The organism is Micromonospora sp. NPDC001898 (genome assembly GCF_042891255.1).
Taxonomy (GTDB): Bacteria; Actinomycetota; Actinomycetes; order Mycobacteriales; family Micromonosporaceae; genus Micromonospora.
The window spans coordinates 105534-120366 of record NZ_JBIATC010000007.1 but is presented as its reverse complement, the minus strand read 5'-3'; the positions used below and the strand labels follow the sequence as shown (position 1 = coordinate 120366).

The following is a 14833-nucleotide window of genomic DNA, read 5'->3' as shown; positions in this document are numbered from 1 at the left end:
CCCGTGGCGGTGAGGGCACGGGTGATCAAGGTGCGGAGGGATTGTGCCGCGAGAGTGCGACAGATGCGATGCCGGGAAGCAGGACAGCCCCCGCCGGCGTTCCACCCGACACTTGTGCGTCGCCCGGCGCGGTATCTTGATCTACGTCGGACACCCCCCTTCCCGCCATCGGAGCGAGCCATGACTGCCGATCTTGAAAAGCCGCTGCTCAAGGTGGTGCTGAAGGACGTCAACGCCAAGGTGGTGCAGGCGTGGCGGGCGGCGTTCGCCGACACCCCCGAGGTCGAGATCCACAAGGGGTCGATCACCAGCCAGCACGCCGACGCCTGGGTCAGCCCGACCAACTCGGCAGGCCGGATGGACGGCGGGGTCGATGCGGTCATTAAGCGGCACCTCGGTGCGGGGATCCAGCTACGCGTCCAGCGCGCGATCCGCGACCAGTTCGGCGGGGCGCTGCCGGTGGGAAGTGCCGTGTGCGTGCCGTCCGGGGCGACCAACCCGAAGTTCCTGATCTCGACGCCGACGATGGAGCAGTCGGTGCAGGACGTGAGCGAGACGTTGAACGTGGCGCTGGCGTGCGCCGCCGCGTTCCAGGCAATCCACATGCAGAACGAGAAGGAGCCGGGCAGCATCAGGTCGGTGGCGCTGGTCGGCATGGGCGCGGCGACGGGCCGGGTGGTGCCGCGGGTGTGCGCCAATCTGATGTGGACCGGCTACACCCTGTTCAACGACTACCACTTCCGGGACTACGACGACCTGCGGAGGACCATCTGTACGCAGCTCGACGGCATCGAGAGCCGTCCCGAGGAGGAGCGGGTACGGGTGACGCCCCCCACGGCTCCCGACTCTCACCGATGACGCGGTGAACCCCGACGGACCCGGCTAGATCCAGCCCTCCTCCCACGCGCGATGCGCGGCCGCGTGCCGCGAGCTGACGCCGAGCTTGGTCATGGCCGCGGACAGGTAGTTGCGGACGGTGCCCGGGGCGAGGTGAACGTGCGCGGCGATCTCGTTGACCGACGCCCCGGTCCGGGACGCGCGCAGCATCTCCAGTTCGCGCTCGGTCAGCGGGCACGCGTCCTCGGTGAGGGCGGACGCGGCGATCTCCGGGTCGACGTACCGCCGGCCGGCCGCGACGTCGCGGACGATCTCCGCGAGCCGGGTGGCCGCTGTGCTCTTCGGCACGAAGCCGCTCACCCCGGCGGACAACGCCCGGCGCAGCACGGCCGGCCGGGCATGCCGGGTGACCAGCACGACCCGGGTGGGCAGCAGGGCCCGGATCTCCTCGGCGGCGCGCAGCCCGTCGGTCGGCGGCATCTCCAGGTCCAGTACGGCGATGTCGGGCCGGTGCTCCAGAGCCAGGCGCGTGGCGTCCGTGGAGGTCGACGCCTCGGCCACGACGGTGATGTCGGCCTCCAGCCCGAGCAGCGCCGCCAGGGCGCCACGGAGCATTTCCTCGTCGTCGGCGAGCAGCAGGCGGATCATGCCGCCCCCACCGGCAGCCTCGCCGCGACGACGAAACGGTCCCCGTCGTGCCGCCAGGTCAGATCGCCGCCGGCCGCGGTCAGCCGTTCGGCGAGCGTGGCCAGCCCGGAGCCGGCGCCCGCGCCGGGCACCTCCATCGCGCCGTCGTTGCTCACCCGCAGGTGGGCCCGGCCGCCGTCGACCCGGTACTCGACGTCGGCCCGCGCGGCGCGGCTGTGGCGCAGGACATTGGTCGTGGCCTCGCGCATCACCAATCCGAGCAGGTGCCGGCCGGACGCGGACAGGCTCGCGGCGGCCGGCCGCAGCTCCATCCGCGCGTCGATGTCGGCGGCGGCGAGCACCCGGGTCGCGTTGGATATCTCCTCTTCCAGCGTGGTGCGGCGGTAGCCCTGCACCAGGGCGCGGGTCTCCTGCAGCGCGTCGGTGGACAGCCGCCGCACCTCCCTCATCTCGGCGGCGGCCCGGGCCGGGTCGACCTCGGCCAGCCGCGCCGCCAACTCGCTCTTCACCGCGATCACCTGAAGGTGGTGGCCCTGGATGTCGTGCAGGTCGGCGGCGAACCGCAGTCGTTCGTCCTTGACCGCCAGCTCACCGGCGAGCCGCCGGGCCTGGTGCAGCCGTCCCGCGACGTCCCACGCCCACAACGGGCCCAGCGTCGTCCAGGCGGTGAAGGCCGTGAGACCCAGCGGGAACGCCGCCGCGTAGAGCAGGTCACCCTCGCCGGAGCGCAGGCAGACCAGCGTGCCGGGCACCGGGGCGACCGCCACCGCGCCCGCGACGAGCGCCCGCCGGCCCCGCGCCGACAGGAACGCCGCGCCGATCGCCACCACCATCGCCGGGGCCACCGCCCACAGCCCGTACTCCCGGAAGGCGAGCTGAACCGCGCCCAGCACCGTGGCGCCCGCGCCTCCGGCGATCAGCCATCCGGCGGGCCGGCCCCGCACCGCCGCCCCGGGCAGCGGCACCAACCGTCGGTTGAGCAGCACCACGCTCGCGACGACGGTGACGGCGAGCGCGGCGCCGCCGACGCCGCGCGCCCAGGCCGGCACGCCCCCACCCAGCAGCCAGTCGCCGGTGAGGAAGACCAGCACGCTCACCACGGCCCCGGTCAGCGTCCACCAGGTGTACCGGCGAAAGCCCGTGAGCCCCGTCCCGCGCTCGATCGCCTCGTCCACCACGCGGCCATTGTCGCAGTCGACCGGCGTGACAGGTGTCATGAGATCTCGTGACGAACCCACGCCCCCACATGCGGGTTCGGCACTACTGGCGGTCCGTCGACTCGCCCAGTGTGGACGGTGCAAGGACACCCCTTGTCCATACCCGGAGGTGAACAGTCAGATGAGGCGCCACTTCGTTCGGCACTACCTGGAGATGGTCGCCGCGATGGTGGTCGGCATGCTGGTCCTCGGCGCGGCCCGCGCCGGGGTCCTCGCCCTCGCCGGCGTCGACCACTCGGCGGCGAGGCACCCCGAGATCGCCGCGCTGGCCATGGCGTTCGACATGTCGGTCGGGATGGTCGTCTGGATGCGGTACCGCGGCCACGGCTGGGCGGGCACGCTGGAGATGGCCGGCGCGATGTTCGTACCGGCCGTCGTTCTCGCGCCGCTGAGCTGGCTGGGCGTCATCTCGGGCGACCAACTGATGATCGCCGCCCACGTCGTGATGCTGCCGCTCATGCTCGGCGTCATGCTCCGCCGCCGCGAGGAGTACGCGCGATGAGCCGCGCCATCCACACCCTGGGTCGGCGCTGGCCCACGCTGCTGGCCCTCGCGTCGGCCGCGCTGACCCTGGGAGGCGGCGACCGCGCCGGCCAGGTGGCCGGGCTCGGCGAGATTCTCCTGATCCTGCCCCTGCTCTACCTGGTCGTCGCCAGGGCGGGAAGGCGGCGCCTCTCCTGGATCGTGCTGGTCGCCAGCTTCCTGCTCACCACGGGACTGCGTTTGGCGGAAGTCCCAGCGACCGCCGTCATCGTCCCGATCGCTCTGGGCGCGCTGATCTGGAGCGCGATCGGTGGGCACGCGCTGCGACCCGGCGCGATCCGGATCCAGGCGCTGGGCATGCTCGCCTTCGGCGCGCTCGCCCTCCTCGGGCTGGCCGTGGACCCCGACCTGGGCCGCTACCTGGTGGCGGCCGGCTGGCTCCTCCACGGCATCTGGGACTTCGTCCACCTCAAGCTCGACAAGGTCGTGGTCCGCTCGTACGCCGAGTGGTGCGGCGTGTTCGACGTCCTGATCGCGGTCCAACTGGTCGTCCTGGGGTAGTCGATCTCAGGGTGCCCGCATCTCGGGGGAGGCCCAGCCGCCCGGGCTGGGCAGCTCGACGCCCAGCGGGCGGTGGGAGCGAGCCCTCGCTCTCACCGCCCGCTGGTGTGGCGTGTCCGTCAGGTGGTGATGGCGATCCTGCTGACCTGCCCTCCGCCGCTCATGGTCAACCACGAGGCGTAGGCGCCCTGCTTGGCGAAGAAGTTGCCGCCGCCGACGAACGCGAACCAGTCCTGACCGCTGACCGCGATGTCGCTGACCTGCCCGCCTGCGGCTACGGTGAGCCATCCGGCGTAGATGCCGTCCTTGGCGTAGAAGTTGCCGGCCTGTTGCCAGCCGATCCAGTTGCCGCTGAGTGCGACCTTGGTGGCTCCGCCGGAGTTGACGGCCTGCCACGACGAGTATGCGCCGTCCTTGGCGTACAGGACGCCGGCCGAGTTCACGAACGCGAACCGGTTGCCGGCTATGGCGATGTCGCTGACCTGCCCGCCTGCGGCTACGGTGAGCCATCCGGCGTAGATGCCGTCCTTGGCGTAGAAGTTGCCGGCCTGTTGCCAGCCGATCCAGTTGCCGCTGAGCACGACCTTGGTGGCTCCGCCGGAGTTGACGGCCTGCCACGACGAGTATGCGCCGTCCTTGGCGTACAGGACGCCGGCCGAGTTCACGAACGCGAACCGGTTGCCGGCTATGGCGATGTCGCGTACCTGTCCGCCTCCGGCGATGGTGAGCCAGGGGGCGTAGATGCCGTCCTTGGCGTAGAAGTTGCCGTCCTGCAGCCAGCCGATCCAGTTGCCGCTGAGCACGACCTTGGTGGCTCCGCCGGAGTTGACGGCCTGCCACGACGAGTACGCGCCGTCCTTGGCGTGCACCACGCCGGCCGAGTTCACGAACGCGAACCGATCGGGGACCTCATCGATCGGCGTCAGGTCCTCGAACGCCAGGTTGATGAGAGCGCCCTTGGTGACCGTGCCGCCGCAGGAGTAGGCCGGGGTGATGTTGTACACCGCGCCGTTGCGCCGGATTTCGAAGTGCAGGTGGGGGCCGGTGGAGTTGCCGGTGCTGCCGACGTACCCGAGCACCTGCCCCTGCCCGACCCGCTGCCCGACGGCGACGGCGGGCTGCTGCACCATGTGCAGGTATCTGGTCTGGTAACCGCTGGCGTGGGAGACCGTCACCATGTTGCCCCCGCCGGAGGTCCAGCCGGCGAAGGTGACAGTGCCGGTGTAGGCGGCGCCGATCGCCATCCCGCTGTTTCCCGCGATGTCCACACCGTAGTGATCGCTGTCGGTGCCGCCGCACCTGTTCGAGAGCACTCCGGTGACCCGCCCGCCCACCGGCTGGATCATCACCCCGGTCTGAGCGGACGCCGGCTGGGCCGGCACGAGCGCAAGTCCGCACAGGACGGTCGCGGCGACCACGAGCGCTCGCAGCCGCATGCCCACTGTCTCTCCAGTCACGCTATGCCCTTCCCGCGATCTTCTCGACATCGATACAACGCTGCGGGTGAATATAGACGCGCCTTCCTGGTTCCCGGCTGCCGCCCGACGTCGTGCCGGTGCGAACCTGGACCGGGCCGGTACACCGAACCGACGGTCGTGGGTACCGTGCCAGGCTGACCACGACGACAGGAGTGCGGTGGACCAGAAACCACGCCGGACACGGGACCTCGGCATCGCCGTCGGCACCCTGCCGACCGGCCCGCTCAACGCCATCACCGACGTGGCCGACGTCCTGGTCGGTCACGTCACCGTCGACGACGGCGCCGACCTGCACACCGGCGTCACCGCCGTCGTGCCGCGCCGGCTCGGCGCCGGGCACCCGGCGCTGCCGGCCGCCGTGTTCGTCGGGAACGGGTACGGGAAGCTCGTCGGCTCGACGCAGGTGGACGAACTCGGGGTCCTGGAATCACCGATCGTGCTGACCGCGACCCTGTCGGTCTTTCGCGCCGCAGACGCCCTGCTCACCTACCTGATGGGTCGGCAGCCGGCCGGAGTGTCGTTCAATCCGCTGGTCGGGGAGACCAACGATGCCCACCTGTCCGACATCCGCCGTCGCCCGGTGACCGAGGAACACGTGCTCGATGCCGTCGAGCACGCCTCGGCCGGTCTGCCGGCGGAGGGCTGCGTCGGCGCGGGCACCGGCACGACAGCCCTGGGTTTCAAGGCCGGCATCGGCACCTCGTCGCGACGGGTCGGCGTCGACGGCTCCGTCCATACCGTCGGTGCCCTCGTCCAGTCGAACTTCAGCGGCATCCTCACCGTGCTGGGAGTCCCGATGCCGGCTGCCGAACTGGTGCCGCAGCACGACCGGGAGGAGCCGCCCGGCAACTCGTGCATGATCATCGTGGCTACCGACGCGCCGGTGGACGCCCGTCAGCTCGGCCGGCTCGCCCGCCGGGCCGTGTTCGCCATGTCCCGGGTGGGTGCGGCGTACACCCACGGCAGCGGCGACTACGCGATCGCCTTCACCACGGCACCGCAACCGCAGCGACCGCTACCCGACGCCATGATCGATCCGCTCTTCGCCGCCGTCATGGACTCGGTCGAGGAGTCGCTGCTCAACTCGTTGTTCATGGCCGTGACCACCACCGGTGTGCGAGGCCGGGTGCAGCATGCCGTCCCGCACCACCGCGTGCTCCAGCGGCTCGTCACCGCAGGCCGTGCCGGGCAGCGCCAAGGCCCAGGCGCCGCCAGGCATTAGGGCAGGCTAACCTGTCCCTTGATCGCTGGGAGGGCGCGGCTCGTGTACACATTTTCCTTCGTTCTCGCAGGGGCCTGACGCTCATGGCCGGCGATGAGATCAGCGGTCGGGTGGTGCTGCGCCGCGCCCTGCGCCGCCAGCGCGGCCGCGTGGTGGCCGGCATCGCGCTGCTCTGCGTCCATCAGGCCACCGAGGCCCTCGTACCGGTCGCCATCGGCGTGATCATCGACCGCGCGGTCGCCACCGGGGACGTGCCTGCGCTGCTGCTCTCGCTCGGCGGTCTCGCCGTCCTCTTCACCGTTCTCGCCTTCGCCTATCGAACCGGTGCCCGCCAGGCGTTCGCCGCCGTGGAGCAGGAGGCACACACCCTGCGGGTCGAGATCGCCGGGAGCGCCCTCGACCCGCGCGGACGCCGCTCGGGCATGCGCGACGGCGAGCTGCTGTCCGTCACCGCCTCCGACGCCGAGCTGTCCGCCCACGTCGTACGGGTCGCGGGGTTCTGCGCCGCCGCGCTCACCGCACTCGTCGTCGCGGCCGTCGCGTTGCTCGTCGTCGACGTTCCGCTCGGGCTCGGGGTGCTCATCGGGGTGCCGCTGCTGGTCGTCGCCCTCCAACGGATGGCGCCGCTGCTCACCCGGCGCAGCGCGTCTCAGCAGGAGGCCCTCGCCGCCACCACCGCGCTCGCCGTGGACCTCGTCTCCGGCCTACGCGTGCTGCGCGGCATCGGCGCACAGGAACACGCCGCACGCCGGTACGCGGTCGCCAGCAGTCACGCCCTCAAGGTCACCCTGCGGGCCGCCACCACCAAGGGCCTGCACCTCGGGCTCACCACCACTGTCAACGGCCTCTTCCTCGCGGCGGTCGCCGGCGTCGCCGGCTGGCTCGCGCTGCGGGGCCGGCTCACCATCGGCGAGCTCGTCGCCGTCGTCGGGCTGGCCCAGTTCATCGCCGAGCCCGTGCAGACGCTCGGGTACGGCGTACAGGTGTTCGCCATGGCCCGCGCCTCCGCGGGGCGGGTCGCCCGGGTCCTCGGTGCCCCGCCGCTCACCCGGCCGGGAACCGCCGGGCCGCCGGCCCCGGACCCGTCGCGCCTCGCCCTCGACACGGTCGGGTACGCCGGACTCGACGGAGTGTGCCTGCGGGTCGGCGCCGGTGAGGTCCTGGGCGTGCTCGCCTACGATCCGGGCGAGGCCGAGGCGCTGGTCGCGCTGCTGTCCGGCCGGGTACCCCGGGAGGACTACCGGGGAACGCTGTACGTCGACGGCGTGCCCGCCGAGGAGCTGCACATCGACGCCCTGCGCAGCACGGTCCTGGTCGAGCAGCATGACGTGGCGTTGTTCGAGGGGACGCTGCGCGCCAACCTCGCCGCGGACGCCAGCATCGACGAGACGGTCCTGCGCGCCGCGGTGCGGGCTGCGGCGGCCGAGGACGTGCTCGCCGCGCACCCGCACGGGGTCGACCGCCTGCTCACCGAGCGGGGGGCGAACCTGTCCGGCGGGCAGCGACAGCGGATCGGGCTGGCCAGGGCACTCGCCGCCGACCCGCCGGTACTGGTGCTGCACAACCCCACCACGGCGGTCGACGCGGTGACCGAGCTGATGGTCGCCGAGGGGCTGGCCTCGGCTCGCGGGGCGGAGGACCGCGGCACCGTGTTGATCACCAACAGTCCGGCTCTGCTGCGGATCACGCACCGGGTGGCCGTGATCGACCGTGGGCGGGTCATCGCCGAGGGCTCTCACGACGAACTGCTCGCCAGCGACGCCCGCTACCGGGAGGAGGTCCTGCGGTGACCGACGAGTCGACCACGATCGGCGTTGAATCCAGGCAACTGCTGCCGACGGCCACCGCCCGGCAGACCTGGGCCGCCCTCCGAACGGAGTTCGCCCGGCTGCCCGGGCTCAGCGTCGCCGCCGCCACGTTGCTGGTCGCCGCGGCCGCGACCGGGCTCCTCGCCCCCTGGGTGCTCGGTCGCCTCGTCGACGACGTCATCGACGGGTCCGACACGCCACGGATCGTGGCCTGGGCGGGTGTGATCGCGGGCGCGGCGTTGCTCGCCGGGCTCCTCACCGCGGCCGGCGCCGCAGTCGCGGCACGCCTCGGCGAGACCGTGCTGGCGCGGCTGCGGGAGCGGGTCCTCGACCGCGCCCTGCACCTGCCGTCGGCCACGCTGGAGCGAGCCGGGACCGGGGACCTGGTGGCCCGCGCCGGCGACGACGTGGCCGTGGCGACGAATGTGATCAGCACCAGCGGACCGGCCTTCCTCGGCGCGCTGCTGTCCATCGTGCTGACCGCAGCGGGGCTCTTCGCCCTCGACTGGCGGCTCGGCCTCGCCGGGCTGGCCGCGGCCCCCGCCTACGCGTTGGCGCTGCGCTGGTACCTCAAGCGCTCGGTTCCGTACTACGCGCGCGAGCGGGTGGCGACCGGCGAGCGGGCACAGGCGATGGCCGGGGCGCTCCGTGGGTCGGCGACCGTGCGCGCCTACCGGATGGAGGATGCCCACGTCGCCCGGATCGCCGAGCGCTCTGCCGTGGCCCGCGACCTGTCGTTGGAGATCTTCAACTTCCACACGCGTCTTGGGCTGCGGATGAACCGGTCTGAGTTCGTGGGGCTCGCCGCCGTGCTGCTCGCCGGTTTCCTGCTGGTCCGCGACGATCTGGTCACAGTCGGGGCGGCCACCACCGCCGCCCTCTACTTCCACCGCCTCTTCAACCCCATCGGCCTGCTGCTGCTCCAGTCGGACTCCGTGCTACAGGCCGGGGCGAGCCTCGCCCGGCTCGTCGGCGTCACCGCACTGCCCGGCCCCGTTTCCCCCGCCGCCTCCGCTTCCCCCGACGGTCCCGGGCCCGCTCGTCGGGGACGGTCCGCGACGGCAGGGCCGGGCGAGCCCGAGCCTGCGGCGCTGGAGATGGTCATCGCCCGGCACCGCTACGACGACGGGCCAGTGGTGCTGCGGGACATCGTCCTTCGTCTCGCACCCGGGGAACGCGTCGCTCTCGTCGGAGCGAGCGGAGCAGGCAAGAGCACGCTTGCCGGCATCGCCGCCGGAATCATCGCGCCCACTCGCGGCTCGGTGTCCCTGCGTGGCGTGCCGCTGGCGCAACTGGGGGAGCACCGCGTCCGGCGCGAGATCGCCCTGATCAGCCAGGAGGTGCACGTCTTCGCCGGGACGCTCGGCGACGACCTGCGCCTTGCCGCCCCGGACGCCACCGATGCCGAGGTAACCGCAGCCCTCGACCTCGTCGGCGCCACCGCCCTGCTCCGTACCCTGCCCGACGGCCTTGCCACGAGCGTGGGGGAGGGCGGACGGCAGCTCACCGCCGCCCAGGCCCAGCAGCTCGCCCTGGCCCGCCTCGTCCTCGCCGACCCCGCCGTCGCAGTCCTCGACGAGGCCACCGCGGAGGCCGGCAGCGCGGGCGCGCGCGACCTCGACCGCGCCGCCACGGCGGCCACCGAGGGCCGCACCACGCTGATCGTCGCCCACCGGCTCAGCCAGGCGGCCACCGCGGACCGCATCGTCGTCCTGGAGCACGGGCGCATCACCGAGCACGGCACGCACGGCCAGTTGCTGGCGGCGGGGGGCGGGTACAGCCGGCTGTGGCGTTCCTGGAGCACGCCCGGTCTCGTGGTCCCGCAAGGACGCGAGAGCGACGAGTACGTCCAGGTGTCGGCGCCGCGTGAGAACTGACCGTGGGTCCGGGTGCCCACGCGCGGCCTACCGTCTGGCCCCCACCACGACCAGCCCGTTCTGATACGCCGCCGCCACGGCCTGGGCACGGTCGCCCGTCAGACGGTCGGCACCACCATCGGAGTGCCGGTCACCGGGTTCGCCATCACGATGCTCGGCAGGCCGAAGACCTCCTGCATGAGTTCCGCGTCCACCACGTCGGCCGGCGCGCCCTGCGCGACGACCCGGCCGTCCTTCATCGCCACGATGTGATCGGCGAAACGGCAGGCCTGGTTGATGTCGTGCAGGACCGCGACGATCGTCCTTCCCTCGTCGCGCAGCCGCGCGAAGAGCGCCAGCAACTCGTACTGGTGGGTGATGTCGAGGAACGTGGTGGGCTCGTCGAGCAGCAGGTAGGGCGTCTCCTGCGCCAGCACCATCGCGATCCAGACCCGTTGCCGTTGTCCTCCGGACAACTCCTCGACGGGCCGTTCGGCCAGGGCCGTGACGCCGGCCACCGCCATGGCCGACCGGACGGCCTCCTCGTCGGTGGCCGACCAGGTGGCGAGCAGGGACTGATGGGGGTAACGGCCCCGGGCCACGAGCCGCCGGACGACGATGTTCTCCGGGGCGACCAGGCCCTGGGGCAGGAACCCCACCTGTCGCGCGAACCTCTTCGGGCGGTGGTCGGAGACGTCCCGGCCGTCGAGGCGGACCGTTCCCGACGACGGCGTGAGCAGTCGGACGAACGCCTTGAGCAACGTCGACTTCCCACACGCGTTCGGCCCCACGATGGCCGTGAACGCGCCGTCCGGCACGGCCAGGCTCACCCGCGTCGACACCACCCGCTCCCCGTAGCCGAGCGTGACGTCCTCCGCGGTCAGACGGCTACCCACTCCGTTTCACCTCCATGCCGAGCAACCAGATGAGATAGCAGCCGCCGATCGCCGTCGTGACCACGCCGACCGGCAGCGCGACCGGCGCCAGCAGCAGCTGGGCGACGAGGTCGGCGGCCAGGAGCAGCACCGCGCCGGTCAGCGCCGCCGGGACCAGGGGCACGCCGGCCGCCCGGGCGAGCCGCCGGCCGATCTGGGGCGCGGCGAGGGCGATGAACACGACCGGCCCGGCGACCGCGGTCACGGTGGCGGTGCAGCCCACGCCGGCAAGGACCATCAGCAGCCGGAGCCGGCCCAGGCGCACGCCGGTGGTGCGGGCGATCTCGTCGCCCAGCGCCGCCTGGTGCATCGAGTTCGAGAGCACGACGAGCAGCAGCACGAGCAGGGCGACGATGGCGAACGGCAGCCGCACATCCGCCCAGTCGATGCCGTTGAGCGAGCCGGCGTTCCAGCCGGTCGCGGCGAGCGCCACATCGAGCTCGGCCCGCAGCACGATCCAGGAGTTCAGGGCGGTGAGCATCGCGTTGACGGCGATTCCGATGACGATCAGCCGGAGGCCGTTGAGCCCGGAGTCCAGCGACAGCAGGTAGATCACCGCCGCAGCCAGCAGCCCACCCGTCACCGAGCCCGCCGCGAGCTGCCCGGCGGTGCCGTTCAGCATCGTGATCGCCACCAGGGCGCCGGTGTAGGCGCCCGCGTCGAGTCCGATGACGTCGGGGCTGCCCAGCGCGTTGCGGGTCAGGTTCTGGAAGATCGCTCCGGCGAGACCCAGGGAGGCGCCGAAGACCAGCGCCGCGGTCACCCGCGGCAACCGCCACTCCCTGATCACGAAACCCGACTCGCCGCCGCCGGAGGTCAGGGCGGTCAACACCTCCGCCGGGCTGGCCCAGGTCTGCCCGTAGCAGAGGGCCACCAGGGCGAGGACCGCCGCGACCGCGACGAGCCCCGACGACACGGCGACCGTACGTCGTTCGACCCGGACCACGACCGGCCCCGCCCGCAGCGTCACCGTGCTCACAGCGCCCCCGCGCCATAGCGGCGGACGGCCCAGATCAGCACCGGGCCGCCCAGGAACGCCGTGACGATCGCGACCGGCACCTCGCCGGTGGGCAGCAGGACCCGCGAGCCGATGTCGGCGACGAGCAGCAGGACCGGACCCAGCAGCATCGAGTAGGCCATGATCCACGGAACCGAGTCGACGGCCAGCCGCCGGGCCAGGTGCGGAACCATGAGGCCGACGAACGCGATCGGCCCCGCGACGGCGGTGGCGACGCCGGTGAGCAGGGTGACGAGCACCAGGACGGTGACCCGGATCCGCGTCACGTGGGCGCCGAGCGAGTGGGCGACGTGCTCGCCGAGGGCCAGGGCGTTCAGCGGCCCGGTCGCGGCCATCGCGGCGACCAGGGCGGCCACGGTCACCAGCACGGGCACGACCAACGGCGTCTGCTCGGTGCCGGCCAGCGCCCCCACCGACCAGAACCGGTACCGGTCGAAGACGTCGGGGAAGGTCAGCCGCAGGCCGAGCGACACGCCCATCAGGACCCAGCTCAGGGCGACGCCGGCGAGGACCAATCGCAGCGGCGAGGTCCGTCCGACGGCGTAGACCACGACCGCGGCGAGGGCGGAGCCGGCGACCGCGAGCACGAGCTGTCCGGCCTGTGACCCGGCTACGCCCGCCAGGACACCGAGGTTGATCGCGAAGCCGGCCCCGGCGGTCACGCCGAGGATGCCCGGCTCGGCCAGCGGGTTGCGGGTCAGCGTCTGGATCAGCACGCCGGCCGCGCCGAGGGCGGCGCCGACGCAGACGCCGAGGACCGTGCGGGGCAGCCGGATGTCGCGTACGACGAGGTGGTCGGTGGTGCCGGCGAAGTCGGTGAGGGCCCGCCAGACCTCGCCCACCGCGACGGACCGGGCACCCACCGCCATGCTCGCGCCCGCCGCGACGACGAGCAGCGCGACGGACACGAGCAGGAGGGTCGTGCGGCGGGACGGATCAGTCTTCAAGCCCGGCAACTCCGCGTTTCCAGTATCCGGTGATCAGCGAGTCGATGTGCTCCCTGCTCCAGGCGCGCAGCGGCTTGACGTCGGTCGCCTCGCCGGCCGCGAAGAGGAAACTCCGCCCGGCCGGGAGGCGCAGCGACCGCACCGTCTCCGCGAGCGCCGAGCGGACGCCCTCGCGGGTGAGCCAGGTCACCGCCACCCCGTCGCGCGGCGCCAGCGGGTAGCCCTGTTCCGCCACGTCGTCGGTCTCGACCACGACGTGGGCCGACACGTCGGCGGGGGAGTGCTCCAGCCACCGGCCGACGGCCGGCAGGGCGGTGGTGTCGACCGCGAAGACGTAGTGGTCGTAGTGGTGCGGGAACGCCTTCGCTCCGGGTGGGCCGGCGATCGTGACCTCTTCGCCCACCGCCGCCGAGGCCGCCCACGTCGAGGCGACGCCGCCGTCGTGCAGCACGAAGTCCAGGTCGATCTCACCGGCGGCGGCGTCGTACCGTCGCACCGTGTACTTGCGGGTGGTGGGCAGCGGGCGCGGCCAGTCGAGCATCCCGTCCGCGTTCGGGACAGGGTCGCGACGGGTGCCGTCCGGGTCGGGGAAGACGATCTTGACGTGGTCGTCCGCCTGGTAGGTGTGGAAACCGGCGAGGGCCGGGCCGCCGAGGGTCAGTCGCAGCATCCGTGGGGTCAGCTGCTGCCGGGTGAGGACCCGGACGTTACGTACCCCGATCGGATACCCGATCCGCGTGGTGCCGCTGCCCGTGTGGTGGTGGGCCGCGACCCGGGCAGCCGGGTCGCGGCGGTCGACGGTCATCGGTTGAGCAGTGGCGTGAACGCCTTGTCGATCGAGTCGAGGGTCTTCAGGGCCGACTCGTACGTCGCCGCCTCCGTGTACTGCAGCGGAAAGACCCGGCCGGCCTTGACCGCCGGCAGGTTCTTCCACAACGCGGAGTCGATCACCTGCTTCACCGCCTCGGCGGGCGTGCCGTCGGGCTGGAGCGTGTACGTGACGGCGTCGGCCTCGCCGAGGCTCTCCGGCAGTTCCTCGAGCGAGGGGTACTCGGTCACGTCGAGTCCGCCGCCGCCCTTCTTCTTGACCTCGCCGTAGTAGGTCACGCCGATGTCCTGCGCGATGTTGGTGCCCCACGACTTGGCGAACTCCCGGTGGAACGTGCCCTTGGAGATGTCCCCGTAGGCGCCCAGGTGCCCGAACTTCAGGCTGGAGAGCACGGTGCCGTACTTGGCCTTCAGCTCGGCGGCCTTCTTCTCGTACGCGTCCTTGGCCGCCTCGAAGTGCTCGGTGCGTCCGGCGGCGTCGGCCTGGCGGCGGGACAGCTCGCGCCAGGCATCCGGAACCGTCGGGCCGATCGCCACGACGGGCGCGATGCTCTCGAGGCGCTTCAAGTCGACGTCGGCGAGGACCGGCTTCGGCACACCGATCACGATGAGGTCCGGCTTGGCGGCGGCGATGGCCTCGTAGTTGGTCTCGGCGGCCGACTCTCCCGCGACCTTGGGCAGCCGCTCGTAGGTGGCGCGGTCCTGCTCGGTCATCATCGCCAGGCCGCGCTTCCAGGTCGAGACTCCCACCAGGGCGGCGTCCGCCTCGATGAGGGCCGGCACCGCATAGCCGGTGGCGACCACGCGCTCGGGGGCGGTGGGGATCTTGATCTCGCCGTTGTCGGCGGAGAAGACGCGGGTTCCGGAGCCGCCGTCGGACTTGGCGGCGGGTTCGGAGCCGGATCCGCAACCGGTCACCACGGCGAGTGCCAGGGCTGCGGCGACGGCCGGACGCCAGTGCTGTCGTACGGACATCTACTGTTCCTTCGAGGGAC

The 14833-nt window shown here is 72.4% G+C and carries 14 protein-coding genes; 6 read left to right on the top strand and 8 right to left on the bottom strand.

Annotated features, from left to right (window positions below; all coding sequences use genetic code 11):
• Positions 1–180: 180 nt before the first annotated feature.
• Entirely contained in the window at positions 181–858 is a 678-nt protein-coding gene (locus ACFYZF_RS18080) for a macro domain-containing protein (protein ID WP_387021864.1), read from the top strand.
• Positions 859–882: 24 nt separating this feature from the next.
• On the opposite strand, the gene ACFYZF_RS18075 is transcribed toward ACFYZF_RS18080, so the two are convergent.
• The gene (locus ACFYZF_RS18075; RefSeq protein WP_387021861.1) at positions 883–1485 is read right to left on the bottom strand and encodes a DNA-binding response regulator; all 603 of its coding nucleotides are present in this window, start codon (positions 1483–1485) and stop codon (positions 883–885) included.
• The gene (locus ACFYZF_RS18070) at positions 1482–2702 is read right to left on the bottom strand and encodes a sensor histidine kinase (protein ID WP_387021858.1); all 1221 of its coding nucleotides are present in this window, start codon (positions 2700–2702) and stop codon (positions 1482–1484) included. Before ACFYZF_RS18070 ends, ACFYZF_RS18075 begins: the two co-directional genes overlap by 4 nt.
• 121 nt (positions 2703–2823) lie before the next feature.
• Here ACFYZF_RS18070 and ACFYZF_RS18065 point away from each other — a divergent pair, with 121 nt between their 5' ends.
• Together ACFYZF_RS18065 and ACFYZF_RS18060 are read left to right on the top strand one after the other, a co-directional pair.
• Positions 2824–3204 (top strand): hypothetical protein, encoded by a 381-nt coding sequence (locus ACFYZF_RS18065; RefSeq protein ID WP_387021856.1) that lies wholly within the window; start codon positions 2824–2826, stop codon positions 3202–3204.
• Positions 3201–3746 (top strand): hypothetical protein, encoded by a 546-nt coding sequence (locus ACFYZF_RS18060; protein WP_387021854.1) that lies wholly within the window; start codon positions 3201–3203, stop codon positions 3744–3746. Before ACFYZF_RS18065 ends, ACFYZF_RS18060 begins: the two co-directional genes overlap by 4 nt.
• Before the next feature lie 119 nt (positions 3747–3865).
• Here ACFYZF_RS18060 and ACFYZF_RS18055 read toward each other — a convergent pair whose 3' ends face one another.
• Positions 3866–5203: a peptidoglycan DD-metalloendopeptidase family protein gene (locus ACFYZF_RS18055; RefSeq protein ID WP_387021851.1), complete on the bottom strand. Its 1338-nt coding sequence runs from the start codon at positions 5201–5203 to the stop codon at positions 3866–3868.
• Between the two features lie 178 nt (positions 5204–5381).
• Here ACFYZF_RS18055 and ACFYZF_RS18050 point away from each other — a divergent pair, with 178 nt between their 5' ends.
• The 3 genes from ACFYZF_RS18050 (at position 5382) to ACFYZF_RS18040 (ending at position 10131) form a co-directional block, all read left to right on the top strand.
• Positions 5382–6446 carry a P1 family peptidase gene (locus tag ACFYZF_RS18050; protein ID WP_387021848.1) on the top strand — a complete coding sequence of 355 codons (1065 nt, stop codon included), beginning with the start codon at positions 5382–5384 and terminating at the stop codon, positions 6444–6446.
• Between the two features lie 83 nt (positions 6447–6529).
• Positions 6530–8236, top strand: a complete 1707-nt coding sequence (locus tag ACFYZF_RS18045) for an ABC transporter transmembrane domain-containing protein (protein ID WP_387021845.1) — start codon at positions 6530–6532, stop codon at positions 8234–8236.
• Positions 8233–10131: an ABC transporter ATP-binding protein gene (locus tag ACFYZF_RS18040; protein WP_387021843.1), complete on the top strand. Its 1899-nt coding sequence runs from the start codon at positions 8233–8235 to the stop codon at positions 10129–10131. The genes ACFYZF_RS18045 and ACFYZF_RS18040 overlap by 4 nt, the downstream gene beginning before the upstream one ends.
• A gap of 98 nt (positions 10132–10229) precedes the next feature.
• Here ACFYZF_RS18040 and ACFYZF_RS18035 read toward each other — a convergent pair whose 3' ends face one another.
• Genes ACFYZF_RS18035 through ACFYZF_RS18015 form a run of 5 tightly spaced genes read right to left on the bottom strand, consistent with a single transcriptional unit; the run spans position 10230 to position 14813 of the window.
• Positions 10230–11006, bottom strand: a complete 777-nt coding sequence (locus ACFYZF_RS18035; protein WP_387021840.1) for an ABC transporter ATP-binding protein — start codon at positions 11004–11006, stop codon at positions 10230–10232.
• Positions 10999–12024 carry a FecCD family ABC transporter permease gene (locus ACFYZF_RS18030; protein WP_387021837.1) on the bottom strand — a complete coding sequence of 342 codons (1026 nt, stop codon included), beginning with the start codon at positions 12022–12024 and terminating at the stop codon, positions 10999–11001. The genes ACFYZF_RS18035 and ACFYZF_RS18030 overlap by 8 nt, the downstream gene beginning before the upstream one ends.
• Complete coding sequence (locus ACFYZF_RS18025) at positions 12021–13010, bottom strand: FecCD family ABC transporter permease (protein WP_387021835.1); 990 nt, start codon at positions 13008–13010, stop codon at positions 12021–12023. Before ACFYZF_RS18025 ends, ACFYZF_RS18030 begins: the two co-directional genes overlap by 4 nt.
• A complete protein-coding gene (locus ACFYZF_RS18020) occupies positions 13000–13815 on the bottom strand; it encodes a siderophore-interacting protein (protein WP_387021832.1) in 816 nt (271 codons plus the stop codon). Before ACFYZF_RS18020 ends, ACFYZF_RS18025 begins: the two co-directional genes overlap by 11 nt.
• A complete protein-coding gene (locus tag ACFYZF_RS18015; RefSeq protein WP_387021829.1) occupies positions 13812–14813 on the bottom strand; it encodes an ABC transporter substrate-binding protein in 1002 nt (333 codons plus the stop codon). The genes ACFYZF_RS18020 and ACFYZF_RS18015 overlap by 4 nt, the downstream gene beginning before the upstream one ends.
• Positions 14814–14833 lie beyond the last annotated feature (20 nt).